The sequence below is a fragment of the Diplocloster agilis genome (genome assembly GCF_019042275.1).
In the GTDB taxonomy this organism is placed as follows: Bacteria; Bacillota; Clostridia; order Lachnospirales; family Lachnospiraceae; genus Diplocloster; species Diplocloster agilis.
The window spans coordinates 24,494-49,576 of the sequence record NZ_JAHQCW010000030.1 but is presented as its reverse complement, the minus strand read 5'-3'; the positions used below and the strand labels follow the sequence as shown (position 1 = coordinate 49,576).

The window sequence follows — 25,083 nt, the reverse complement described above, 5'->3', positions numbered from 1 at the left end:
TATATTAGATCTCCAGCTTCATGTCCCCGGCTTTGATCCAGTTCATTTTACGCATAATTTCGGAGATCAGCAGGGCTAAGAGGGCCGGAGCCAGGAAATGCATGATTCCGATCTGAAGCAGAGCGATTCCGCTGCTGACGCCTTCCTGTACCATAGTCTGGTATCCCATGATCTGGCCGACGAATCCGCAGGTTCCCATACCGGAACCGGTGGGGTTGTTGGTCATCTGCAAGAGGCAGGTGGAGACGGGGCCAAGGATCGCACTGGTAATGATAGCCGGAAGCCAGATCAGCGGCTTTCGCAGGATATTCGGCATTTGCAGCATCGATGTTCCAAGGCCCTGGGCGACCAGGCCGCCGATCTTATTCTCACGGAAACTGGCGACGGCAAAGCCGATCATATTGGCGCTGCAGCCGATGGCGGCGGCGCCGGCCGCGATTCCGCTAAGGCCAAGCGATACGCCGATGGCGGCTGAGCTGATCGGCAGGGTAAGTGCGATTCCCATCAGCACGGATACGATGATGCCGGCCAGGAACGGCTGCTGCATGGCTCCCCAGTTGATCAGTTCCCCCACTTTGGTCATAAATGCCGCGATGGGCACGCCGATCGACAGGCCGACAATGGAACCGACCGCTATGGTGGTCACAGGGGTGACCAGGATATCTACTTTTGTTTTGTTTGCGACCAGGCCGGCCACTTCCACAGCCAGATAAGCGGCGACGAAGGAACCAAGCGGGTCACCCACCCCGGCCAGTGTGAAGGTACCCTCCACCAGCAGGGAGCCCGCCATAATCTGTTTGGCATAGGCCCCGATCATGCCGGCTACTCCGGCGGAGACGGTGACTAACGGCGGCTGTTTAAACTTACTTGCCACTCCGATTCCGATTCCGGCGCCGGTCAGCTTCTTCGCCACGGTGGCGACTACGATTATGTAAGTTCCTATACTGCCGCCTATGAACGTTCCGATCTGCTCCAGTATGGTTCCCACCAGTAAAGTGGCAAATAATCCCTGTGCCATGCCGGACAATCCTTCAATAAATATTCGGTTACAGATTTTCTTTAGCTTTTCCATCCTCGATCCCTCTCATAATTGAATTGTAACAACAGGTGTAAGTATTAAGTCATAAGGTTACATTACATATGTAAACACAGGTGTCTTGTCACCTCATTGCATAAAAATACCACACTACGAAGAAGGGCGCAAGTATTTTTTTAAGGCCAGGGCATTCTGGATCTGATCCAGAACCTGTTCGTTATCCGCTTCTACCGTGTGATAATGGATGTCATTTGTCAGCTCCTTCAACGGTTTGGTGCGGTTTGTCCGTATCTTTTCCACAAATTCCGCGACCTCCCGGCGGTTGGAAATCAGCAGATCCACGTTTATGATACCGTAGATCGGATGGGTTACGATCACATCCAGGACTTTCCCTCCCAGATCCACGATGGTATTTAATTCATCCTCGATCTGATCCGTAGAGTGGGATACGAGAAAACAGCGGTTTACTTTGGTATTTTCCTGCTGATACAGCAGGTATCCTCTGGCTGTTGACAGGATGTCCTTATTTGTGGCGCGAAGCAGCGCGATATCCTGTACGATGACCTGGCGGCTGACGCCCAGCTTTCTGGCCAGCGCGGCTCCGGAGACCGGTTCCTCTGCCAAGGAGAGCAGTTCAATGATCTGTGCCCTTCGTTTGTTGCCGTCCATTCTCACCATTCCTTCCGGTTACATATTGCCGACATTATAGCATAACAGCTGGAGTTTTCCAAGAAAAAGAGGAAGGACAGGAATATTTATCCCTGAAATAGGCGACGGATGTGCTTTCGCACATCCGCCATTTTTTTATGAGGGGGGGAGATAGTGAGTGTGTGAATCAACTATCTGAAATTCATTATAAAGGGTAATTGTGTTGAAAGTATGTCGGTTTTCTAAAATAAAAAGAAAATTTCTTAAAGAAACATAAAGTTTCCATAAGGGAATGAGAAAGACAGGAATTGCACATGATGATTATGACAGGATGTTTCTGCTGTATGATAGAAATTTAAAATAGATCTTGAGATATACTATATCTTGTGGTATATTGAATTGTGCATACAATACATAGTGAAGCTTAAGAGATGAGGTTAGGGAGAATGGACATTATTAAAAGAGACGGAACAAAAGAAGAATACTGCGCGGCAAAGATCAGAAACGCGGTAAAGGCGGCGTTTGCGAGTGTAGCGGAACAGGTGGATGACCGGACTCTGGATGAGATTACCTCTCAGGTAGAGAGTAAAATACAGCAGATGTGCGGGGACGGTTGTGCGGTCCATGTGGAAGATATACAGGATATGGTGGAAAAGACGCTGATGGAGCGGAATTACTATCCGGTCATGAAGAGCTACATCCTATACCGGGAAGAGCGGGCCCAGAAGAGAAGGACGAGACATCAGCTGGCGGAATATTTAGAGGATCTGCCGGGAATCCGGGATGTTCTGCGGCAGATCCAGCAGGATTATCCCGATGAGGGATACGGCCTGGCTCATCTGCAGACCAAGTTTCTGGCATTTTATAAACCGGGCATGGGACAAAAGGAGAGCGTGAATGCCCTGCTGCGGGCGGCGGTGGAGCTGACGACTCAGGAAGCGCCGGATTGGGAATTTATCGCGGCCAGATTCCGGATGCTCCTGTTTCACGAACAGGTCAAAACGGAATGTGCGAACAGGGGAATTCATAATTTCTACGAGAAACTGGTCTATTTGACCGAAAATAATCTGTACGGCCCTTATATCTTACAGACGTATTCCAGAGACGAGATCGAAGACTTTGCAGACTTCATGGAGCCGGAGCGGGATCACCTGTTTACGTATTCCGCGCTGGAATTGCTGCTGAAAAGATATGTGATTAAGGACCGGCTGAATATTCCATTGGAGACGCCGCAGGAGATGTTCCTTGGAATCGCCATGCATTTGGCGATTCCCGAGAAACAGGACAGAAGAAACTGGGTTTTCCGCTTTTATGAGATGTTAAGCAAGCTGCAGGTGACCATGGCGACGCCGACCCTTTCCAATGCGCGCAAGCCGTTTCATCAGCTCTCCTCCTGTTTTATCGATACCGTACCGGACAGCCTGGAGGGGATCTACCGCAGCATCGATAATTTTGCGAAGGTCAGCAAGCTGGGCGGCGGCATGGGGCTTTATTTTGGCAAGGTCCGGGCCAGCGGCAGCAGCATCCAGGGATTTCCCGGTGTGGCCGGCGGGGTGATCCGATGGATTAAACTGGCCAATGACACGGCTGTGGCGGTAGATCAGCTGGGGATGCGCCAGGGCGCCGTGGCGGTTTATCTGGACGCGTGGCACCGGGACCTGCCGGAATTCTTAAACCTGAGGACCAACAACGGCGACGACCGGATGAAAGCCCATGATGTGTTCCCGGCCGTCTGCTATCCGGATCTGTTCTGGAAGCTTGCGAAAGAGAATATCGAAGCGGACTGGTACCTCATGTGTCCTCACGACATCCTGATGGCAAAGGGATATGCGCTGGAGGACAGCTACGGTGAAGAGTGGGAGCGCAGGTACTGGGAATGTGTCCATGACAGCCGGATCGTGAAGCGGGTGATACCGGTCAAAGATGTGATCCGCCTGATTATCAAAAGCGCGGTGGAGACGGGAACCCCCTTTACCTTTAACCGGGATCATGTCAACAGGGCGAATCCCAACGGCCACCGGGGAATCATCTATTGCAGCAACCTCTGTACGGAGATCGCTCAGAATATGAGCGGGATCGAAAGCCTCGACCAGTCGGTGGAAACCGTAGATGGGGAGACGGTGATCGTGACCAGGACAAAACCGGGTGATTTTGTGGTCTGCAACCTGGCCAGTCTGTCACTTGGAAGGATAGACGTCAGGAATCCGGAAGAGATTCAGCGGATCACGGCCAGCGCCGTTAGGGCCCTTGACAATGTCATCGATCTGAATTATTATCCGCTTCCCTACGCGAAAATCACCAACCGCAGATACCGTCCGGTCGGACTTGGGATCAGCGGATACCACCACATGCTGGCGCAAAACAAAATCATGTGGGAAAGCGGGCAACATCTGGAATTTGTGGACAAGGTCTTTGAGGAGATCAACTACGCGGCGGTTAAAGCCAGCTGTGAGATCGCGCAGGAAAAGGGAAGATACGAATACTTTTCCGGCAGCGACTGGGAAACCGGCGCTTATTTCAGCAAACGGGGCTACGACTCCGGCCGCTGGCGGGAGCTGGCGGCCAAAGTGGCCGTCCATGGCCTGCGAAACGGATATCTGATGGCAGTGGCGCCCACCAGCAGCACCAGCATGATCGCGGGAACCACAGCCGGACTGGATCCGATCATGAACCGGTATTTCCTGGAAGAGAAGAAAAACGGGCTGGTACCCCGGGTGGCTCCGGAGCTGTCCCCCCAGACCTACTGGTACTATAAGAACGCCCACCTGATCGACCAGAGCTGGTCCGTGCGTGCCTGCGGAGTCCGGCAAAGACATATCGACCAGGCCCAGAGCATGAATCTTTATATCACCAATGATTATACGTTCCGCAAAGTTCTGGATCTGTATGTGCTGGCGTGGGAAGAGGGGGTCAAGACGATCTATTACATCCGTTCCAAGAGCCTGGAAGTGGAAGAATGTGAGTCCTGTTCCTCATGATGTCTGCTGAAACCGGGCCGGCGAAAATATGGCAGGCCAAAATCCGGCGCCGCGTAAGAATATGACAGAATAAATCTACAGTAAAAGGGGAAACCAAAATGCAGCACTTAAAGAAAAAACCGTTATTTAACCCGCAGGGGGATATAGACGTACAAAACCGCCGGATGATCGGCGGAAACACTACGAATCTGAATGATTTTAATAATATGAAATACGCATGGGCCAGCGACTGGTACCGGCAGGCCATGAATAACTTCTGGGTGCCCGAGGAGATCAATCTGGGAGTGGACAAGAAGGAATATCCGGGACTTCCCGCTCCGGAGCGCAGGGCCTACGATAAGATCCTGTCCTTCCTGATTTTTCTGGACAGCATCCAGACGGCTAACCTTCCCTCGATCGGAGAATATATCACAGCCAATGAAGTGAATCTGTGCCTCTCTATCCAGACCTTCCAGGAAGCGGTGCACTCTCAGAGCTACAGCTATATGCTGGACACCATCTGCGAGCCGCAGCAGAGAAATGAGGTGCTTTATCAGTGGAAAAATGATGAGCATCTGCTGGCCAGAAATACATTTATCGGTGATCTCTACAACGAATTCCAGAGAGATCAAAGCCCGTTCACGCTTGCAAAGACTGCCATAGCCAACTATATTCTGGAGGGCGTTTATTTCTACAGCGGGTTTATGTTCTTCTACAATCTGGGGCGGAACAACCGGATGCCCGGTTCTGTACAGGAGATCCGCTACATCAACCGGGACGAAAACACTCATCTGTGGCTGTTCCGCAATATTCTGCTGGAGCTTAAAAAGGAAGAACCCGGCTTATTCACCCCTGAGAGAGTGGAGGTATACCGGGAAATGATCCGGGAAGGCTGCGAGCAGGAGATTCGATGGGGGCATTATGCCATCGGCGATGAGGTCCAGGGACTCACGAAATCCATGGTCACCGACTACATCCAGTACCTGGGCAACTTACGCTGTACAAACCTGGGATTTGAAAAACTGTACGAGGGCCACGATACGGAGCCGTCCAGTATGAGCTGGGTCAGCCAGTTCTCCAATGCGAATCTGATTAAAACAGACTTCTTCGAAGCCCGCAGCACGGCATATGCCAAGAGCAGCGCGTTGGTTGACGATTTATAAAAAAGACAGATTTCGCTTCATACTTTTTTCATGACAAAAATCTACCGGTCAATATACCGACCGGTAGATTTCGTCTATATTCTTTAACGTTGGCTGATAGGGGCTGTTATTCAAAAGCTTCTGATGCAGGCTCTGAATACTGCGGGCGTACGTGTGCAGATCCGTCTGCCGGACGCCATAAGTCTTAAGCGGCTGTAGCGGCAGGATTGTCTGAATCAGGGCGTCCAGCCGTTCCAGGGCGTTCTGCTGGGGGCAGTTGAGCAGATCGGACAGATAGGCGGTCAGGGTGCGGATCTTGGAATCCGGGACATAAGTTTCATAACATTTTAAAACCGCGGTAAATAAGATACGCAGAGCCTGGCCGTGCGGAATCCGGTGCTGCGATCCCAGCGGGTGGGCCAGGGCATGGATCAGGCCGCAGCCGGCGTTGCTGATGGCGATACCGCCGTATGTCCCGGCCAGAAGATAATTATCCAGGGACTCAAAGCGGCTGTCCAGTCCACGGGCAGCTATTTCCATGTACCCTTTCAAGACCATATCGATCGTTTTCTTAGAATAGAGTTCCGTAAAAGGGGTCGCAGCCGGGGAGAGATAAGATTCCACCCCATGACAAAGAGCGTCAAACGTGCTGATTGCAAAGTAAGAGTAAGGAAGAGTTTTCAGAAGCTCCGGGATCAGGACGGCATAGTCTGCATACAAAGAATCATCCGTCAACCCCAGTTTGGTATGTAAAGAGATCATGTTCAGATTGGAAATGTTGGTGATTTCACTGCCCGTACCGCAGGTCGCGGGCACCAGGATCAGACCATGGCTTCGGATTACCGGAGCGGATTTCTGGAACAAGTCCAGAGCCGGGGTGATCTGTTTCAAAGAGAAAAGCTTCGCGATATCCATGACGGAACCGCCTCCAATGGCGATCACCCGGTCATAGGCAGTATAACGAATATCATTATAAATGTATTCCACCATCTGATCGGAAGGTTCACCCTCTGAATAATCACTGGGTATAATAAGCGCGGCGGTTTTTATTTTTTCCCGGAACCAGGTATCCGCGATTTTCTGATTCGTGATCAGCAGATCCTTGGGACCGATCAAAAACTTTCTGGTAAATTCATCAAAATGATCAAAATACAAAATATTGGGCCGGACAGAGAAGCAGTTCATACACATCCCCTCTTTCTTAACAGATCATTTATTCGATTTTCTAAGATTAGTTTACCTTATCCCTCAAACATTTACAAGAAATATTTCAAGCCTGCATCAGTTTAAATTATTAAAGGGGGACATGTCCATTTTGATCGGGGGCTGTCCCACGAGCTTAGCGCTCTTCCTGGGTGCTTCGTATGCCCGCTGCTTACGGCTTGGAACCATGGGCGCTATACGGGGGACGCTCCGGGTGACCGGGTTCTTTTGTATCTCCCTGGGGGCGCGGAGGGCTAGCGCTGGAATACGCTAAGTGAAATCGAAAAGCCGGATTCAGGAACCGAGCCTATTCACCAGGAACACCTGACGTGTTCCCGGTTCAGAGGCTCTTGCCCGTCGGACGTGAAGTCCGCCGTGCATCCTGAATCCGGCTTTCCAATTTCACTAAGCGTATTCTCAGCCGCCCTATGCGCCCTCAGGGAGATACAAAAGAACCCGGCCACCCGGAGCGTCCCCCGTATAGCGCCCATGGTTCCAAGCCATAAGCAGCGGGCATACGAAGCTCCCCAGGAAGAGCGCTAAGCTCGTGGGACAGTCCCCGATCAAAATGGACATGTCCCCCTTCGCACGCATCTTTTATTTGCGTCTGATTGAAAATCATGGTATGATTGTGTCAGAATAATTGACAGGGAGGTAAGAGAAGATGAGTGAATTTATCATTACAACGGACAATACGTCGGATTTACCGGATAGTTATATAAGTGAAAATGATCTGGACATATTGTTTTTATCCTATACAATTGATGGGGAGACCTATGAGCGTGAAAATCAGCTGTCGGCGGCCGAATTTTATAAGAGAATGAGAAATGGTTCCATGCCGACTACGGCGCAGATTAACCCGGATATGGCGAAAGAAAAGTTCACGAAATATCTGAAGGAAGGAAAAGACATTCTGCACATTTCCTTCTCATCCGGCTTAAGCGGCAGCTATAACAGCTGCAGGATCGCTGCGGAAGAGCTTCAGGAAGACTTTCCCGACCGGCGGATCGTGGTCGTGGATTCTCTGTGTGCGTCCCTGGGTGAGGGACTGCTGGTGCATAAAGCGGTATGCCAGAAAAAAGAGGGAAAATCTCTGGCTGAGATTACCGAGTGGCTGGAAGAGAATAAACTGCATCTGTGCCATAACTTTACTGTTGACGATCTGAATCATCTCTATCGGGGCGGCCGGGTTTCCAAGGCGGCGGCCGTGTTCGGGACAATGGTGAATATCAAACCGGTGCTGCATGTGGATGATGAGGGACACCTGGTTCCGGTATCCAAGGTGCGGGGACGTAAAAAATCCTTGACCACACTGGTGGATAACATGGAAAAACAAGTCGGGAAATTTGAAAATGATACGATTTTTATCAGCCATGGGGATTGTCTTACGGATGCGGAATTCGTGGCGCGGCTGGTTCGGGAGCGGTTCGGGATACAGTCGTTCCTGATCAATACGGTAGGACCGACGATCGGCGCTCATTCCGGCCCAGGCACGGTGGCGTTGTTCTTTATGGGGAACTCCCGTTAAGAGTTGAGTTATCTATAAAATGTATATAAAAATGATGGTGTTCGGGCGGAAAAACCCGGCATCATCATTTTTTATTTTATAGGAAAGACCCCTATGGAATAAAAGCCCTCCGGGGGAGACCGCACAGCGGCGGAAAGGAAGATGCTGCTTACACTTCACGGACATACGGTTCACGGACGGATTGATTTTTCCGCTGAATGTGCTATGATAGGGAACGGTGAATTTATGTGAGGAAGGGCAGGAGAGATATGGTAAAAGATATGACACAGGGCGAGCCGGGAAAGATATTATGGAGTTTTTCCCTGCCGCTTTTGTTTAGTGTAATTTTTCAGCAGCTGTACAGTATCGTGGACAGCGTGGTGGCGGGGAAGTTCGTGGGGGTCGGCGCGCTGGCCGCCGTGGGGGCGTCCTATCCGATTACTATGATATTTATAGCCATTGCTACCGGAGCGAATATCGGGAGTTCCGTGATCATTTCCCAGTATTTCGGCGCAAAGAAATATGAGGATATGAAAACGGCTGTGTATACGTCCATCCTGTCGGTGGCGGCCTTAAGCCTGATCCTGACCGTGGCGGGAACGGTGTTTTGCAATCCGCTGATGCGGATGCTGGACACACCGGCAGACGTCTTCGGGGACGGGGCGCTGTACCTGAAGATATACATATGGGGGCTTTTGTTCCTGTTTTTATATAATATATGCACGGGAGTTTTTACCGCTCTGGGTGATTCCAGGACGCCCTTATATTTTTTGATCGGATCATCGGTGAGTAACATTGTATTTGACCTGGTCTTCGTTATTTGCTTCCATATGGGTGTGGCCGGGGTAGCGTGGGCCACGTTCTTGTGCCAGGACGCGGCTTCGCTGCTGGCGGTCCTGACCCTGGTCAGGCGTCTGCGAAAAATTAAGACAAACCAGGCATATCCGGTTTACAGTTTCCGGATGCTGGGGCGCATCAGCGTCGTAGCTGTTCCAAGTATTTTACAGCAGAGCTTTATTTCCATCGGGAACCTGTTTGTCCAGAGGCTGGTCAACGGCTACGGGTCCACGGTAATGGCTTCTTATTCTGCCGTGGTGAAGCTCAATACATTTGCCATCACATCCTTTACGACCATGGCCAACGGCCTGTCCGGTTTCACGGCTCAGAATATGGGGGCGATGAAAAGCGACCGGGTGCAGAAAGGGTTCAGGGCGGGTGTACGCATGATACTTTTGATCTGCGTTCCCTTTTTTATCGCTTACTTTGTGTTCAGCCCGGCGATGTTACGGATATTCCTGTCCAGCAAAGAGGATGTAACAGCGGTTATTCAGGAAGGAACCCGGTTTTTGCGGATTGTGTCTCCCTTTTATTTTGTGATCTCTTTGAAATTGATGGCGGACGGGGTTCTGCGCGGGGCCGGAGCCATGACGCCGTTTATGGTGGCCACGTTTTCCGATCTGATTCTCAGAGTGGCGCTGTCTTATGTCATGGCTCTTTTGCTTTCCATGGGCAGTACCGGCATCTGGCTGTCCTGGCCGATTGGCTGGGTGATCGGTACCGTATTGTCTCTGGGCTTTTATCTGAGTGGTATCTGGAAAAGAAAAATGCTGACATAAGGGAGGATATTATGACGAAGACAAATGTGATCAGGCAGCTGGAAAAAGCAGGTATCCCGTTCCGAACGGCGGAATACGAGGTGGATGAAGCGGATCTCTCCGGAGTCCATGTAGCCAGGCAGCTGGGGCAGCCCTGCGAACAGGTGTTTAAGACGCTGGTTCTGCGGGGGCCAAAGCTTGGCCCCTTTGTCTGCTGTATCCCGGTTGCGGAGGAAGTGGATCTTAAAAAGGCGGCTGAGGCAGCGGGGGAGAAAAAGGCAGAGATGCTTCCGCTGAAGGAATTGCTCCCAACCACCGGCTATATCCGCGGAGGCTGTTCGCCGGTCGGTATGAAGAAAAAATATCCCATATGGCTTGATGAGACGGCGGAACTCTACGGGGAAATCGCCGTCAGCGCAGGGGTACGCGGAATGCAGGTGATACTGGCGCCGCAGGATCTGATCCGCTTTACCGGGGCGAAGGTAGCGGATCTTACGATTGTGTAGCAGGGGGAATTTCTGATTTTAGCAGGGCCAGCTCCCAGGGGTCCAGGGAGGAGCTGTCATCCTGCCTTTGAAGGATATCCCGGCGCAGATATTCCTTTTCGGCGTCGCTTAGAAGCGCGAATACGGAAAGGTATTCTTCCTCCCAAAAGCATTCTTTCAGCAGTTCTTTCAGATCGCGCAAACTTCCCACCTGGGTACTGATGATCTGCAGCTTATCCTTCAGATAACGGCAGGTTTTCAGTTCTTCGATGAGCGCCCGCAGATTCCTGTCATCCATCTTATCGCCGTCTTTGAAACCGCCGGCAAAGACAGCGGGGGTGTAAGAGGCTGTGACGGGCAGAAGGATGCGCAGACGGTTTTCCCGGGCATAACACTGCATGTCTTTTAGAAGTGCCGGAAGAGCTTCGGACAAATAAGACCGGGCCAATGGATCGGACAGGCGCAGGGCTTTTAAAAGTGCCTGAAGACTATCCTGAAACAGGAGATTCAAGGCATCCGGCTCATGGGTGATGACCAGGGTCTGCAGATGGTTCACATCTTCCGGGGTTAACGCAAGGTCGTGGACGGGGAGATTCAGCAGGACACAGGAAAGAGCGTCCGGGAACACCAGGCCGCAGATGTTGATCAGCAGTTCCTGATAGTCCGCCGCATAATTTCGCAGAAGCGTCCGTACCGCGCGCAGGGGAAAGCAGCCGAGAAACGTATCTTCGGCCTGCAGGTGTTTCAGGTAATCGTAGATCAGGTCTATTCCGGATAACTCCGGCGCTTGCGGAACAAGGAGCGGATAATCGATGGTACCCCCGTCCAGGGAAGCTTTATAATCCACATCATAGAAGGGGAAAAACTCAGGGATCCCTTTCATCAGGGTATCCTGATAAGCGGCCAGAGGGATGGGGAGACGGTGCTTCTGAAGCCTGGCCAGAAGGATTTTCGCGTTTTTTAGTTTTTCCTTTTCAAGCGCAAGTCCCTGCCGGAAGCATAGTTCGGCATCCGGCGCGTCCGCAGATGCCAGCGCATGGCCGGTATTTTGAAGATGCCGGTCATACTCGGCGATGCAGTATAGAATTGAGGAGAGTATCTCCCGGGCAGTCTCGTAGGGAACGGAGGTACTGTCATTGCCGGTATATTTTCGGACACGTTTTTGCAGCAGGGGAAGCAGTTCTTCTAAAGTGAATTCCATAGTTGGATCCTCCAATCTTAAGGACTTCGATAGGTTACGGATTCTTCTGCATCCTGCTGTTAACGCCGGAAACGGTATTGGCAGGATCATAGTATCTATAGTTATACAGCAGAGCCATGGCGACTGCAAGACTTGAAAAAACAGCGTTTTTGTGGTATGATAATCACAGCAGAGAGAGAAAAACAGTAAGTTTTGTTTTTTCTCTTTTTTATTTTCTCAAATTTGAGATAAATTTTTTGTTAAGGTATTTGGAAAGCCATTGCGTAATTCTGATTCTCCCCTTACAATTACGACGAAATTATATGCGTAAGGAAATGCCAGGTACATAGGAAAGGGAGATAGAGAATGAAAATTACGGATTTTTTAGGCCTGTTGGGAGGTCTGGCGCTGTTCCTGTATGGAATGCAGATGATGAGTTCCGGCCTGGAGGCCGCAGCCGGTAACCGGATGAAGCGGATTCTGGAACGCCTGACGTCGAACCGCTTTCTGGGGGTGCTGGTGGGAGCGGGAATCACGGCGGTGATCCAGTCCTCCTCGGCCACTACCGTTATGGTGGTGGGATTTGTCAATTCCGGCATGATGACCCTTCGCCAGGCAGTATGGATTATTATGGGAGCTAATATCGGAACGACTATCACAGGACAGCTGATTGCTCTGGACATAGGTGTACTGGCGCCGCTGATCGCCTTTCTAGGCGTAGCGCTGGTTGTGTTTATCAAGAAACCGAAGCTTCAGTCTTATGGCATGATCGTTGCCGGACTGGGTATTTTATTTATAGGAATGGATATGATGAGCGCGGCGATGATGCCGCTTCGGGATTCGGAGGCGTTTGTACATCTGATGACCAGATTTTCCAATCCGGTGCTGGGGATTCTGGCCGGTATGCTTTTTACGGCGATTATACAATCTTCCTCCGCTTCGGTCGGTATCCTGCAGGCGCTGGCCACCAGCGGGCTGATCGGTTTGCCAAGCGCTGTCTACGTTTTGTTCGGACAAAATATAGGTACCTGTATCACCGCGGTGTTAGCATCGATCGGAACCAACCGGAACGCGAAGAGAACCACGATTATCCATCTGATGTTCAACATGATCGGAACGGCGGTATTTACGGTCGTCTGTATGACATTGCCGCTCACCGCGCTGATTCAGTCTCTGACACCGTCTAATCCGGCGGCGCAGATAGCCAACATGCACACCCTATTTAATATTGTGACCACCCTTTTGCTCATTCCGTTCGGAACCGGCATGGCGAAACTGGCAACCCGCATCCTTCCCGACAAGGAACGAGGAGAGGACGGCGAACAGCGCCTTTTATTTATCAAACCGGTGGATGGGGCAAGGGAATACCACATCGGGACTTCCGCCATTGCGATCAACGGAATCTGCAAAGAACTCAAAAGAATGATCGCCATGGCAAGAGAAAATGTCAGCTTGAGTTTTCAGGCGGTTCTGGATGGAAATTCAAAGAGGCTGAAAAAGGTGGAGGAGAATGAGGAGTATATAGATTATCTGAACAAAGAGATCTCCAAATATATTTCCCACATTATTACATACGAGGCGAACCCGGAGGATTCGGCCAGAATCAGCGCCTTTTTTAAGATCGCGGGCAATGTGGAGCGGATCGGGGATCACGCTATGAATATTTGTGAATATACGAAGCGGCTGGAAGAGAAGCAGATAGGTTTTTCCGACCAGGCAAGAGAAGAGATCGCAACCATGCGGGATATCTGTCTGAAATCGATGGATCTGCTGGACTGCATGGAGGCTACCAATGTGGAGGATATCACCGGCATCGCCGCGGCGGAACAAAAGATCGATGATATGACGATGCTGTACCGGCAGAACCAGATCGTCCGAATGCAGTCCGGTGTCTGTTCGGACGAAGCCTGCATTCTTTACTCGGAGATGCTCACGGATTTTGAACGGATCGGTGACCATATTCTGAATATCGGGCAGGAATTGGGAGAAAACAGAGGATAGGATTTTGCACTATTCGTTAGCGGCGGGGCATGGTATAATAATTGTCAAATAAAGTGCCCCATGGGAACTGGGGAAGGTTTCGGAGGAGTTATAATGAAAATATTGATTGATGCGGATGCCTGCCCGGTAGTGGGGATTACGGAGAAGATAGCGTGCAGGCGGGGCATTCCGGTCTGGATCTTGTGCGATACCAGCCATGTGATAAAGTCTGAGACGGCGGAAGTGTTTGTGGTCGATCAGGGAGCGGATGCCGTGGATTTTACTTTGATCCGGAAGGCGGAGCGGGGCGACGTGGTAGTGACGCAGGATTATGGGGTGGCGGTGATGGCCCTGGGCAAAGGCGCGCATCCTATCCATCAGAGCGGGAAGTGGTACACCAACGAAAACATTGACGCGATGCTGATGGAGCGGCATCTGGCGAAGCAGGCAAGAAGAGCGTCCAGGAAAAATCATTTGAAGGGGCCTTCGAAGCGTTCGGGGGAGGATGACGAACATTTTGCGGAGTCGCTGATCCGCTTGCTGGATCAGCTGGCGGATGAGTAAATTTCCATGAGTAAATTCAAGGCGGAGAAAGCCTGACTAAGAATGTGCTGTGTGCAATATATGGCACATTTCTTTTATTCCATAGGAAAGTGCACCTTTTTGATTTGGGAGGAATGTTAATGATTAGCCAATTAAGTGATTATTTAAAGAAACCACAACTGTATGCACCAAGCACAGGGGAATTTTGGAATGATACGCATATATCCAAGGGAATGCTGGCGGCACATCTAAATCCGCAGGAAGATGCGGCAACCCGCAGACCTGAATTTCTTGACCAGTCAGTCCAATGGATTACTCAAATCGCGCCGCCGTCCCAATATAAGTCTTTACTGGATTTGGGCTGTGGTCCTGGTCTGTATGCAGAGCGTTTTCACAATGCCGGATATTCGGTAACAGGAGTGGACTTCTCAAAACGTTCTATTGCATATGCAAAAGAACATGCGTTGCTGCACAACAGCGCGATCCGTTACCATTATCAAGATTATATGACGATTGAATTTACAGATCAATTTGATGTAATAACATTAATCTATTGCGACTACGCTGTGCTGCCGGTTACAGAAAGGCAGTGTTTGTTAAAAAAAGTTTATCAGGCGTTAAGAAAAAATGGAAAATTTATTGTTGATGTTTTTACACCGCTTATGCGGAACAAAGAAAGCCGTACATGGAAATACTGCGAAGAAGGCGGTTTTTGGTGTGAAAAGCCTCATATCTGTTTGGAGTCTGTATATCAATATGACGATGGGGATGCCACAGAGCTGCGCCAATGTGTTGTTGTTTCTGACGGAGCTATAAGCTGTTACAATATATGGGACCATTTCTTTACAAAAGAAAAGCTATTATCAGAAATAATACCCGCAGGATTCAACCATTTCGAGCTCTATGGTGACGTAGCGGGAAAGAAATTATCGGATCAGGGCAAAACAATTTGCGGTGTTTTTACAAAGTAGAGCTTTTTAAGGAAAACAGTTTGAAAAATCATAATTAAAACAAATTTAGTGAAAAAGGGCCTTGTATGTGGTAGTATGTATATATCGTAGCAAGGCTTTTTCCGATATGTGCCGGATTAGAGATTTATAATAAAAGCTATTTCAGGTATCCTCATGAATAAAAAAAACGGACCAGTTTACACCGGTCCGGGAGAAAGAGGGATTTATCTGAAAAGCTTTCGCTTGTATGAGACCTAGTATAAAAGGATATTGTGTATAATCTGTGACGGCTATATAAAATTTATATAAAAAATACCAAAAAAATTATTAATATTTTAGAAACGAAATATTACGGATCAAAGGGTCAGAAGATCAAAAGACCAAAGGCAAATGGCAAGGGAGGGCGAGAAGTTGAACGTCAGCAGGGTAATAAGAGAAATGGCGGAGTACTATGAAGGGCAGCCGGAGCGGATCAATCATTTCATGAAGGTATATGGTTTCGCTAAGACGATCGGAGAGCTGGAGGAAATTCCCCCACAGACGCTGGATATCCTGGAGGCTGCGGCGGCAGTGCACGACATCGGCATCAAAATCAGCGAAGAAAAATATAACAGCTGCGCCGGTCGTTATCAGGAGCTGGAAGGACCGCCTGTGGCTGGAGAACTGCTGAGAAGATGCGGTTACCGGGAGGAACTGATCGAGCGGATCTGTTATCTGGTGGGGCATCATCATACTTATTCCAATATGGACGGCTTGGATTACCAAATTTTGGTGGAGGCGGATTTCCTGGTGAATCTGTATGAGCAGAAAGAGGACCGGCAGGCGATTTTGCATGCGAAAGAAAATATATTCAGGACAAAGAGCGGCACAGAATTATTGGAGAGATTATTTCCGGATGTTAAATAAGACGGTGTTGTGCGGTATCTTTGCGGATTTTGAGAAAGGACATGTATGGATAAGCAGGTGAAAGATGCTAAGCTTCAGGCGTATGAGGAGCTAAAACAGCGGGAACATCAGATGCAGGTAGTTCTGGACGCGATTCAGGGAGGGCTGAAGATCAGCCGGGATGATGAGATGTACTCTTATCTCTATGTGAGCGATGAACTGTGCAGTTTATTTGGCTATACAAAAGAGGAGTTTCTGGAGGTGACAGGCGGAACGGCTGTGGGAGCGGTATATCCGCCCGACCTTCCAAGAGTGCTGCAGGAGTGCGTGGAGGCGTTTGAAGACGGCAGTGTGGATTACGCGATCAAATACCGGGTGGCCTGTAAGGACAAAAGCCTGAAATGGATTATAGACAGCGGACGAAAAGTAAAAAGCGAAGATGGGGAAACGATCATTAACAGTATCTATCTGGACGTGACGGAGATGGAGGAGGCAAACCTTAAGATCCATGAACAAAAGGAGCTTCTGGACAGCATCTATGATTCCATCATGTGTGGTATCATCCGGTATCGGGTAGAAGCCGACGGCCTGAAATATGTAACGGCGAATCATGAGGCGGTTCGGATTCTCGGCATGGATACTCCCGAAAATTTTGTTTCCATGGATGTCAGGAGCTATTGCGATAAAATTGATGAGCGGGACAGGCCGGCGGTGTATGAACAGATCAGCAGCTTAAAACAGCCAGGAGACCGCTATACCGGCGAATACCGGATACATAGAAGTAAAGAGGAAATGGTCTGGGTATACAGTACTACCGAACTGATCCGGGAGGGAAAGGATCAGCTGACCCTACAGCATATCCTCATTGACATTACGGATAAAAAACGGCTGCAGCTGGCTCTGGATCAGGAGCGCAAACGGTTCCGGATCGCGATTGAGAGCGCGCCTACCATTATTTTCGAATATGATCCGGCAACGGATGTATATAAGGCATTCGGAACCCTGGAGACCGGGGAACATAAGCAGGGAATAGAGCGGACGATTCCGGATTTCCTGGGGAAAGCGGTCAGCACGCAGATCAAAGAGCCGTATCTGAAAAAGGTCCGGGAACTGTTTTGCAGGACGACGGTATCCAGTCTGGAAGTTCAGATGGCGCCGTATGTGGGAAGCACAGAGTATGTCTGGGCGAGAATAACCGTAACCCCGGCCTGTAACGACCAGAATGCCCGGATCGTCATCGGTAAGATCAGCAATATCCAGTCGGAGAAAGAGAAGGAGTTTGCGCTGGAGGAGGCAAAATCCAGAGATGTGCTGACCGGATTGTATACCAAAGAAGCCGGTATCCGGATGGTAAAAAAATATATGGAACAAAAGAGTCCGGATGAAGTCTGCGGATTGATGCTGCTGGATATGGATAATTTCCAGGAGATTAATAAGGCGGAGGGAAATGTATTTGCGGACGCGATTCTGCAGGAGGCGGCCAGGATCATTCTGGCCGAAACCGGAGAGGATGATATTCAGATCCGTCTGGGCGGGGATGAGTTCATGCTGTTCGTCAAGAACTGTGATAAGGCCCGGGCGACTGTCTTAGGACCCCGCATTGCCGGATTGATATCGAATCTGTTCGGCAGCGAGGAGAATAAAATAAAAGTATCTGTCAGCATCGGAATGTGTGTAACCGCGGTGGTGGATGAATACAGCGCGCTTTACCGGTGCGCGGAAAGCACCCTGAAGTATGTAAAAAATAATGGAAAAGGGAAAGCGGCCTGTTATCTGGACACGTCCAACGAGCTGGGCACGGTTCTGACGCAGCTGTATACGGAGAAACATTTTATCAATGAAATCAAACGCCCTACCGGCCAAAAGGAAGAAAATCTGACTTCCTTTGCCCTGGAGCTGCTGGGAAAGGCCAAAAATCTGGACGATGCTATTTTCCTGCTGCTGGCCAGGATCGGAAAAACCTATGGCTTTGACCGGGTAACGGTGCTGGAGGTGGATCATGATTATCTGAGCTACCGGTACACCTATCAATGGGCCAGAGAGCAGCAGGATCTGGATATGGAGCGCAGATTCTATTTGAATCAGGATGAAATAGACGCCATCAGCAGCCGGTATGACGAAGAGGGAATCAGCCGGGAATACCTGTCGGGGGAAGCAAAAGAGGGGGCCTGCCTGCATGCGGGTATCTGGAGCCGCGGACTCTACGCGGGCGCTTTGTCTTTTGAAATATGGGATACGGATTATGAATGGTCCGCAGAGCAGCGCCGGCTGCTGAAGGAAATGGTTAAAATCATATTTTCCTTTATCATGAAAGCGAGAGCGGATGCGGTGAGTCAGGCGAAAACGGATTTCCTTTCCAGAATGTCCCATGAGATCCGAACCCCGATGAATGCCATAGGGGGAATGACGGCGATCGCCAAAGCCGTGCTGGATGACAAGGAAAAGGCTCTGGACTGCCTGAACAAGATCGAATCGGCCAACGAGTATCTGCTGACGCTGATCAATGACATTCTGGACATGTCCCGGATTGAAAGCGGGAAAATGGAACTGAATTTTGAAAATACGGATCTGAACAGGCTGATCAGCGAGCTGGAAGATCTGATGCGCACCCAGGCGGAACAAAAACAGATCATATTCTGTGTGCAAAATGAATTCCGCAGCGGCCGGCACGTTCTGGCCGACGGGCTGCGGCTGAATCAGGTCCTGGTTAATATTGTGGGAAATGCATTAAAGTTTACAAAAGCCAAAGGCCGGGTGAGCGTAAGAATCCGTGTGCTGGAAGAATCCGACCAGCAGGTTATGCTGCGGTTTTCCGTGGAAGATACCGGAATCGGAATCAGCCAGGAGGCGCTGGGGAGGATCTTTAATTCTTTTGAACAGGCAGGAGCCGTGACGGCATCCCGCTATGGCGGAACCGGTCTGGGACTTTCCATATCCCAGCGCCTGGTACAGATGATGGGAGGCAGCCTGGAGGTCGTAAGCGAACCGGGGAAGGGGTCGGAGTTTTATTTTACCCTGTCCATGCCTTATGGGAGTAAGATTGAAAGAGCAGCGGCAGAAAAACCGGCGCCGCTTGAAAAAGAGTATGATTTTACCGGCAGGCGTATCCTTCTGGCCGAGGATAATGAATTAAATATGGAAATTGCCGTGGAGCTGCTTCAGATGAATGGGTTCCAGGTAGAGACCGCGGGGGACGGAAGAGAGGCGGTGGAGCAGTTCGAGAAGAATCCGCCTTATTATTTCGATGCGGTCCTGATGGATATCCGCATGCCGGTTATGGACGGGCTGGAGGCCACGAAGAGAATCCGTACGCTTGGAAAAGCGGATTCCAGGAGTATACCGATCGTGGCTATGACAGCCAACGCCTTTGATGAGGATACGAAGAAATCTATAGAGAGCGGGATGAACGGACATATGTCCAAACCCATCGTCATGTCCAAGCTGTGCGAAATGCTGTCGGAATGCTTTAAACGCCGTATGCAGGCGGAAAGGGTCCGGCCGGAATAGAAAGATTTGTATGAAAAAAGAATGCGTTTAAAAAGAGGGAGGAAAACAAATGAATTTTAATCCAAACAGCAGCTTTTTATTTGTGCTGGCTGCGCTAGTGATTCTGTTTGTCATCGCCCAGTCGGTATTTTTCCTGATAAGGGGTTTAAGACGGGCCAAAGAGATCGGAATGGATATGAAGCAGATCCGTAAGATCATCGTATCCACGGCGGTATTTACCATCGCTCCGGCCGTGTCGATCCTGCTGGGGGTGGTGACGCTGTCTAAGTTCCTGGGCCTGCCGCTTCCCTGGGTAAGGTTAAGCGTGGTGGGCGCGATCACTTACGAGCTTCCGGCCGCCACTTCGACGGCCACCGTATTCGGCCTGTCCTTAGCGGAGACCATTACGGACCCGAAGGTATATTCGGCCATTGCATGGGTGATGACGCTTGGAATCATGCCCAGTATCATCCTGGTGCCGTTGTTAATCAGGAAAATCCAAAAAGGGCTGGTTTCCATGAAAAACAAAGACAGCCGCTGGAGCGATATTTTCTCAACCGCGCTGTTCCTTGGCATGATATCCGCTTTCCTTGGTATGGTGTTTTCCGATATCCGCAACGGGCTGGCGGGATGGATCCCGATCTTTGTACTACTGTTTTCCGCGCTGCTTATGGGAGTCTGCGGCTTGTGCGTGAAGAAGTTCCGGATGAAATGGCTTGAGAACTATGCGCTTCCCGTCAGTATGCTGGGAGCGATGGCTTTTGCCTGCGTGATTACACCGTGGATTATATAGGAGGGGAGGATAATATGAAAACAAGAGCGTATGATGAGCAGACACATTTTTATGGGAAATTATGGATTTGGACTGCGGCGGTAGTGATCTTATGCGTACCGCTGGCGATCTGCATCCGGTATGACGCCTGGCCTGGTTTTACCCCCGTTTTGAAAGGGCTGCTGGGTGTGGCTCCCATCTTCTGGACCGTGGGCGCGATCGAGGTGGTGACTTATATCCCGATGCTGGGGACCGCAGGCTCCTACCTGGGATTCGTGACGGGAAATCTTACGAACCTGAAGGTCCCCTGTGCGTTGAACGCCATGGAGAATGCCAAGGTCAAGCCGGGAAGCGAGGAGGGGGAGATCATATCGACCATCGCCATCGCCACGTCCTCTATCGTCACCACGCTGATTATCGCGGCAGGGGTGTTCCTGCTGGCGCAGCTGGCTCCGATTCTGAATTCTCCGGTTTTGAAACCGGCGTTTGACAATATCCTGCCTGCCCTGTTCGGCGGTCTGGCGGTAGTTTATGTGAGTAAGAACTGGAAAATATCCATCGCTCCTCTGGTGTTTATGGTGATCCTGTTCCTGCTGGTACCGTCTCTGGCCGGTTCGGTGGGCGTCCTGGTTCCGGTAGGGGCGCTGATCTCCATCGGCGCGGCCCGGATTCTTTACAAAAAGAATATGATTTAACAGATGCCCGGATTCAGGCACAGGCGATAGGTTGACAAGAAAAAATAGTTTTAAGAGAAAGAAGGATGTTACATGGGTTGGTGGATCTTAGGTGTTATTTTACTGGCGGTTGTGGTTTTTCTGGCGGTGATCCTGGCGCGTGCCGCGATGTTCAAGCCAAAGGCGGAGATGCCTGTGAATGAAGGGGATGTGGAGCTTGATGAGGACAGGATCGTTGGGGATATGCAGGCGATGATCCGCTGCAAAACAGTCTCGCACAGTGATGAAAGCCTGACGGATTTCGACGAATTCAAGAAGTTTCAGGAACTGCTGCAGGAGCGTTTTCCGAACATCCATAAGAACTGTACCAGGGAGTTTATAGGAAAAACAGGAATTCTCTATCACTGGAAGGGAAAATCCTCCGATAAACCCACCGTTTTAATGTCCCACTATGACGTGGTTCCCATCGAGGAAGACGGCTGGGTAAAACCTGCGTTTGAGGGACTGGTGGAAGACGGCGTGCTGTGGGGCCGGGGAACACTGGACACCAAAGGGACCCTGTGCGGAGTGGTGGAAGCAGCCGAGTCTCTGATGGAGCATGGTTTTGTACCGGAACAGGATATTTATATGGCTTTTTCCGGCGATGAGGAGATCAACGGGCCTTCCTGTCCCGCTATGGTGGCGGAACTGGAAAAGCGGGGAGTAAAACCGGCTTTGGTGGTAGACGAAGGCGGCGCCGTAGTGGAAAATGTATTTCCGGGCGTGACCCGTTCCTGCGCGCTGATCGGTGTGGCGGAAAAGGGCCTGGCAAATGTAAAGTTCTCCATCAAAAGCCAGGGCGGACACGCTTCCACGCCTCCGACCCATACCATCGCCGGGGAACTGGCCAAGGCCGTGGTGGATATAGAAAACCATCCGTTCCCGTCCCAGCTGACGAAACCTGTGGCGGAGATGTTTGATACGCTGGGGCGGCATTCCAGCTTCGCTTATAAGATATTGTTTGCGAATCTGTGGTGCTTTAAGCCCCTGCTTGACATGGTCTGCAAGAAATCGGGCGGGGAACTCAACGCTATGATGCGGACCACCTGCGCGGTCACAAGGATGGAGGGGAGTAAAGCATACAATGTGCTGCCTCCGAAAGCGGCGGTGGGAACGAATCTGCGTCTGCTGGGCCAGGATACGCTGGACAGCATTCAGACCTATCTGAAACAGACGATACATAATCCGAATATTGACGTGGAGCTGGTGGAGGGGATGAACCCTTCGATCTGCTCGGATACCGAATGTGAGGAATATCAGAAGCTTACCCAGGTGATTCACAATACCTGGCCGGAGGCGTTGGTTTCGCCTTATCTGATGATGGCCTGCAGCGACTCCAGGCATTACTGCCGGATCACGGACCGTGTGTACCGGTTCTCGGCGATGGCCTTGTCAAAGGAGGAGCGGGGATTCATCCATGGCAATAATGAGCGGGTGCCCATAGAGACATTGGTGAAAACTGTGGAATTCTATGTGCGGTTGATTAGAAAGTGTTAAGAGATAGATAAAAAAGTGGCAGGCGCCGTAGTTGAACGCCTGCCATTTTTGGGTGAAGCTGATTTTCCCGCATTGCGCTTGACAATCCCAGCTGCATGTCATATACTTTGATGGTAAAATAGTTTGAATATCAAAATAATGGAGAGACCATATGACATCTAGAATAATCGGGACCGGAAGTTATGTTCCGGAGCACTCTTTTACGAATACGGACATGGAGAAACTGGTAGATACCAGCGATGAATGGATCGCTGGCCGTACGGGGATTCGGGCAAGGCGGCTGGTGAAGGAGGAAACCACGGTTTCCATGGCGGCAGAGGCAGGACGTTTGGCCCTGGAAGATTCCGGGACGGATCCGTCTGAATTAGAACTGATTATCGTCGCCACCTGCTCAACGGAGGAAGTGATGCCGAATACGGCGTGCCGTGTACAGCAGAAACTGGGTGCGGTTCACGCGGTTGGATTCGATCTGAATGCGGCCTGCTCCGGCTTTCTGTTTGCGTTACATACGGCGCATGCCTATCTGCAGGCCGGTATCTGCAAAAACGCGCTGGTCATTGGGGCAGAATCTTTATCGAGGCTGCTGGACTGGACGGACAGGGGGACCTGTGTCCTTTTCGGGGACGGAGCGGGTGCGGTGGTATTGCATCAGGAAGAGACGGGCATTCTGGGTCTCTCCCAGTTCTCCGACGGGAGCCGGGGAGATGTTCTCACCTGTGGTAATCCGCAGAACTGCAATCCCCTTCAGGAAGCGCGGGAGAGCCGGCCGGGAAAAATCGCCATGGATGGGCAGGAAGTATTCAAATTTGCCGTCAGGCAGGTTCCGGCCTGTATTACCGGTCTTTTGAACCACTACGGATGTGGGAAAGACGAGATTCAATACTTTATCCTTCACCAGGCCAATGCCCGTATAATCCGGTCCGTGGCAAAACGCCTGGCCGTACCGGAGGAGCGTTTCCCCATGAATATGGAACAGTACGGCAATACCTCCGCAGCCAGTATCCCCATGCTGCTGGACGAATTGAACCGTGCGGGACGCTTGAAGAGGGGGGATCGTCTGGTTCTCTCCGGTTTTGGAGCCGGACTGACCTGGGGCGCCTGCCTGCTGATCTGGTAATCCAATATTGACAATCCTCACATCCTTGTATTATAGTGGAGCGAGAAATAAAGCCAATGAGGAGACTAAAGGATGGAGAAAAAAACATTTGTAACCAAGGAACAGCTCAAGGAAATCATCAAAGAATATCCGACTCCCTTTCACTTATACGATGAAAAAGGCATCCGGGAGAACGCCAAAGCGCTAAAGGAGGCTTTTTCCTGGAATAAAGGATTCCGGGAATATTTTGCCGTAAAAGCCACCCCGAATCCATTTATATTAAAAATACTGCAGGAATATGGTTTTGGCTGCGACTGCTCTTCCGAGACGGAGCTGATGCTGGCCGACGCGTTAGGTTTTCAGGGGCCGGATATTATGTTTTCGTCAAATGCCACGCCGGCGCGGGAATATAAGCTCGCCTATGACCTGGGAGCCGTCATTAATCTGGATGACATTACCCACATAGACTTTCTGGAGAAGACGACAGGAATTCCCAAGACGATCTGCTGCCGGTACAATCCCGGCGGAACATTCACGATCAGCACCGATATTATGGATAACCCGGGAGAAGCCAAATACGGATTTACCACCGAACAGCTCTTTGAAGGTTTCCGGATTCTAAAGGAAAAGGGTGTGGAGAACTTCGGCATCCACGCGTTCCTGGCCAGCAATACCGTGACCAATGAATATTATCCCGCCTTAGCCAAGGTCCTGTTTGAGACCGCCGTAAAGCTAAAACAGGAAACCGGCGCCAACATCACCTTTATCAACCTGTCCGGGGGCATTGGCATTCCCTACCGTCCCGATCAGGAGCCCAATGATATCCGGGTCATCGGGGAAAAAGTCCGTGAAGTCTACGAGCAGACCCTGGTGCCGGCCGGTATGGGAGATGTGGCCCTGTACACCGAATTGGGCCGTTACATGCTGGGCCCTTACGGCTGCCTGGTCACCACCGCGATTCATGAAAAACATACCCATAAAGAGTACATCGGCTGTGATGCCTGTGCCGTCAACCTGATGCGCCCGGCCATGTACGGTGCGTATCACCACATTACGGTCATGGGAAAAGAAAATATGCCCTGCGACCACAAATACGATGTCACCGGCTCTCTGTGCGAGAACAATGACAAATTCGCTGTGGACCGCATGCTTCCGAAGATCGACATGGGCGACCTGCTGGTAATCCACGACACCGGCGCCCACGGCTACTCCATGGGCTATAACTATAATGGGAAACTGCGTTCTGCGGAGATCTTATTAAAAGAGGACGGCTCCACCCAGCTGATCCGTAGAGCAGAGACTCCGGAGGATTACTTTGCGACTTTTGACTGTTTTGATATCCTGAGCAATATGAAATACAGGTAGAAATAAAAAAGGACTTTCCGTATGTGTGGCGGGAGTCCTTTTT

Annotated in this window: 19 protein-coding genes; 15 read left to right on the top strand and 4 right to left on the bottom strand. The window is 50.6% G+C overall.

The features are described 5' to 3' along the window. Positions 1–4: 4 nt before the first annotated feature. Together KTH89_RS16695 and KTH89_RS16690 are read right to left on the bottom strand one after the other, a co-directional pair. The gene (locus KTH89_RS16695) at positions 5–1,072 is read right to left on the bottom strand and encodes a PTS transporter subunit IIC (protein ID WP_238722459.1); all 1,068 of its coding nucleotides are present in this window, start codon (positions 1,070–1,072) and stop codon (positions 5–7) included. 114 nt (positions 1,073–1,186) lie between these two features. Beyond that, positions 1,187–1,705: a transcription repressor NadR gene (locus KTH89_RS16690; protein WP_158347948.1), complete on the bottom strand. Its 519-nt coding sequence runs from the start codon at positions 1,703–1,705 to the stop codon at positions 1,187–1,189. A 425-nt stretch (positions 1,706–2,130) separates the two neighbouring features. Between KTH89_RS16690 and KTH89_RS16685 the strand changes: the two genes are divergently transcribed. Further along, positions 2,131–4,662, top strand: a complete 2,532-nt coding sequence (locus tag KTH89_RS16685) for a ribonucleoside-diphosphate reductase subunit alpha (protein ID WP_238722458.1) — start codon at positions 2,131–2,133, stop codon at positions 4,660–4,662. Positions 4,663–4,760: 98 nt separating this feature from the next. Continuing rightward, entirely contained in the window at positions 4,761–5,804 is a 1,044-nt protein-coding gene (locus KTH89_RS16680) for a ribonucleotide-diphosphate reductase subunit beta (RefSeq protein WP_158347952.1), read from the top strand. 48 nt (positions 5,805–5,852) lie between these two features. Here the strand turns inward: KTH89_RS16680 and KTH89_RS16675 are convergent, their stop codons facing one another. After that, positions 5,853–6,968: an iron-containing alcohol dehydrogenase gene (locus KTH89_RS16675; RefSeq protein ID WP_238722457.1), complete on the bottom strand. Its 1,116-nt coding sequence runs from the start codon at positions 6,966–6,968 to the stop codon at positions 5,853–5,855. Between the two features lie 682 nt (positions 6,969–7,650). Here KTH89_RS16675 and KTH89_RS16670 point away from each other — a divergent pair. The 3 genes from KTH89_RS16670 to ybaK all read left to right on the top strand — a co-directional run bounded on the left by KTH89_RS16670 (position 7,651) and on the right by ybaK (position 10,594). After that, positions 7,651–8,514, top strand: a complete 864-nt coding sequence (locus KTH89_RS16670) for a DegV family protein (protein WP_158347409.1) — start codon at positions 7,651–7,653, stop codon at positions 8,512–8,514. Between the two features lie 248 nt (positions 8,515–8,762). After that, positions 8,763–10,109, top strand: coding sequence for an MATE family efflux transporter (locus KTH89_RS16665; protein ID WP_238722456.1), 1,347 nt, complete (start codon positions 8,763–8,765; stop codon positions 10,107–10,109). Positions 10,110–10,120: 11 nt separating this feature from the next. Then, the gene (gene ybaK / locus KTH89_RS16660) at positions 10,121–10,594 is read left to right on the top strand and encodes a Cys-tRNA(Pro) deacylase (RefSeq protein ID WP_238722455.1); all 474 of its coding nucleotides are present in this window, start codon (positions 10,121–10,123) and stop codon (positions 10,592–10,594) included. Here the strand turns inward: ybaK and KTH89_RS16655 are convergent. Continuing rightward, positions 10,581–11,774 carry a DUF6179 domain-containing protein gene (locus tag KTH89_RS16655; RefSeq protein ID WP_238722454.1) on the bottom strand — a complete coding sequence of 398 codons (1,194 nt, stop codon included), beginning with the start codon at positions 11,772–11,774 and terminating at the stop codon, positions 10,581–10,583. The two genes, ybaK and KTH89_RS16655, sit on opposite strands and share 14 nt — an antisense overlap. Positions 11,775–12,119: 345 nt before the next feature. Between KTH89_RS16655 and KTH89_RS16650 the strand changes: the two genes are divergently transcribed. The 10 genes from KTH89_RS16650 to KTH89_RS16605 all read left to right on the top strand — a co-directional run bounded on the left by KTH89_RS16650 (position 12,120) and on the right by KTH89_RS16605 (position 25,040). Beyond that, on the top strand, positions 12,120–13,754 hold the full coding sequence (locus KTH89_RS16650) for a Na/Pi cotransporter family protein (RefSeq protein ID WP_238722453.1): 1,635 nt from the start codon (positions 12,120–12,122) through the stop codon (positions 13,752–13,754). Between the two features lie 93 nt (positions 13,755–13,847). Next, entirely contained in the window at positions 13,848–14,297 is a 450-nt protein-coding gene (locus KTH89_RS16645; RefSeq protein ID WP_238722452.1) for a YaiI/YqxD family protein, read from the top strand. A gap of 119 nt (positions 14,298–14,416) precedes the next feature. After that, on the top strand, positions 14,417–15,247 hold the full coding sequence (locus KTH89_RS16640; RefSeq protein WP_238722451.1) for a class I SAM-dependent methyltransferase: 831 nt from the start codon (positions 14,417–14,419) through the stop codon (positions 15,245–15,247). Between the two features lie 390 nt (positions 15,248–15,637). After that, the gene (locus KTH89_RS16635; protein WP_238722450.1) at positions 15,638–16,132 is read left to right on the top strand and encodes an HD domain-containing protein; all 495 of its coding nucleotides are present in this window, start codon (positions 15,638–15,640) and stop codon (positions 16,130–16,132) included. Between the two features lie 45 nt (positions 16,133–16,177). Further along, positions 16,178–19,618 carry an ATP-binding protein gene (locus KTH89_RS16630; protein ID WP_238722449.1) on the top strand — a complete coding sequence of 1,147 codons (3,441 nt, stop codon included), beginning with the start codon at positions 16,178–16,180 and terminating at the stop codon, positions 19,616–19,618. Between the two features lie 49 nt (positions 19,619–19,667). Beyond that, a complete protein-coding gene (locus tag KTH89_RS16625; RefSeq protein WP_238722448.1) occupies positions 19,668–20,390 on the top strand; it encodes a DUF5058 family protein in 723 nt (240 codons plus the stop codon). Positions 20,391–20,404: 14 nt separating this feature from the next. Continuing rightward, on the top strand, positions 20,405–21,064 hold the full coding sequence (locus KTH89_RS16620; RefSeq protein WP_238722447.1) for a hypothetical protein: 660 nt from the start codon (positions 20,405–20,407) through the stop codon (positions 21,062–21,064). Positions 21,065–21,136: 72 nt separating this feature from the next. After that, positions 21,137–22,579 carry a M20 family peptidase gene (locus tag KTH89_RS16615; protein WP_238722446.1) on the top strand — a complete coding sequence of 481 codons (1,443 nt, stop codon included), beginning with the start codon at positions 21,137–21,139 and terminating at the stop codon, positions 22,577–22,579. A gap of 151 nt (positions 22,580–22,730) precedes the next feature. After that, the gene (locus tag KTH89_RS16610; RefSeq protein ID WP_238722445.1) at positions 22,731–23,696 is read left to right on the top strand and encodes a beta-ketoacyl-ACP synthase III; all 966 of its coding nucleotides are present in this window, start codon (positions 22,731–22,733) and stop codon (positions 23,694–23,696) included. A 72-nt stretch (positions 23,697–23,768) separates the two neighbouring features. After that, a complete protein-coding gene (locus tag KTH89_RS16605; protein WP_238722444.1) occupies positions 23,769–25,040 on the top strand; it encodes a diaminopimelate decarboxylase in 1,272 nt (423 codons plus the stop codon). Positions 25,041–25,083: the final 43 nt, after the last annotated feature.

What these genes read in the sequence shown, in the direction of transcription:
- KTH89_RS16695 (WP_238722459.1), bottom strand. Translation starts at nt 1,072, where the DNA reads ATGGAAAAGCTAAAGAAAATCTGTAACCGAATATTTATTGAAGGATTG.
- KTH89_RS16690 (WP_158347948.1), bottom strand. Translation starts at nt 1,705, where the DNA reads ATGGACGGCAACAAACGAAGGGCACAGATCATTGAACTGCTCTCCTTG.
- KTH89_RS16685 (WP_238722458.1), top strand. Translation starts at nt 2,131, where the DNA reads ATGGACATTATTAAAAGAGACGGAACAAAAGAAGAATACTGCGCGGCA.
- KTH89_RS16680 (WP_158347952.1), top strand. Translation starts at nt 4,761, where the DNA reads ATGCAGCACTTAAAGAAAAAACCGTTATTTAACCCGCAGGGGGATATA.
- KTH89_RS16675 (WP_238722457.1), bottom strand. Translation starts at nt 6,968, where the DNA reads ATGAACTGCTTCTCTGTCCGGCCCAATATTTTGTATTTTGATCATTTT.
- KTH89_RS16670 (WP_158347409.1), top strand. Translation starts at nt 7,651, where the DNA reads ATGAGTGAATTTATCATTACAACGGACAATACGTCGGATTTACCGGAT.
- KTH89_RS16665 (WP_238722456.1), top strand. Translation starts at nt 8,763, where the DNA reads ATGGTAAAAGATATGACACAGGGCGAGCCGGGAAAGATATTATGGAGT.
- ybaK (WP_238722455.1), top strand. Translation starts at nt 10,121, where the DNA reads ATGACGAAGACAAATGTGATCAGGCAGCTGGAAAAAGCAGGTATCCCG.
- KTH89_RS16655 (WP_238722454.1), bottom strand. Translation starts at nt 11,774, where the DNA reads ATGGAATTCACTTTAGAAGAACTGCTTCCCCTGCTGCAAAAACGTGTC.
- KTH89_RS16650 (WP_238722453.1), top strand. Translation starts at nt 12,120, where the DNA reads ATGAAAATTACGGATTTTTTAGGCCTGTTGGGAGGTCTGGCGCTGTTC.
- KTH89_RS16645 (WP_238722452.1), top strand. Translation starts at nt 13,848, where the DNA reads ATGAAAATATTGATTGATGCGGATGCCTGCCCGGTAGTGGGGATTACG.
- KTH89_RS16640 (WP_238722451.1), top strand. Translation starts at nt 14,417, where the DNA reads ATGATTAGCCAATTAAGTGATTATTTAAAGAAACCACAACTGTATGCA.
- KTH89_RS16630 (WP_238722449.1), top strand. Translation starts at nt 16,178, where the DNA reads ATGGATAAGCAGGTGAAAGATGCTAAGCTTCAGGCGTATGAGGAGCTA.
- KTH89_RS16625 (WP_238722448.1), top strand. Translation starts at nt 19,668, where the DNA reads ATGAATTTTAATCCAAACAGCAGCTTTTTATTTGTGCTGGCTGCGCTA.
- KTH89_RS16620 (WP_238722447.1), top strand. Translation starts at nt 20,405, where the DNA reads ATGAAAACAAGAGCGTATGATGAGCAGACACATTTTTATGGGAAATTA.
- KTH89_RS16615 (WP_238722446.1), top strand. Translation starts at nt 21,137, where the DNA reads ATGGGTTGGTGGATCTTAGGTGTTATTTTACTGGCGGTTGTGGTTTTT.
- KTH89_RS16610 (WP_238722445.1), top strand. Translation starts at nt 22,731, where the DNA reads ATGACATCTAGAATAATCGGGACCGGAAGTTATGTTCCGGAGCACTCT.
- KTH89_RS16605 (WP_238722444.1), top strand. Translation starts at nt 23,769, where the DNA reads ATGGAGAAAAAAACATTTGTAACCAAGGAACAGCTCAAGGAAATCATC.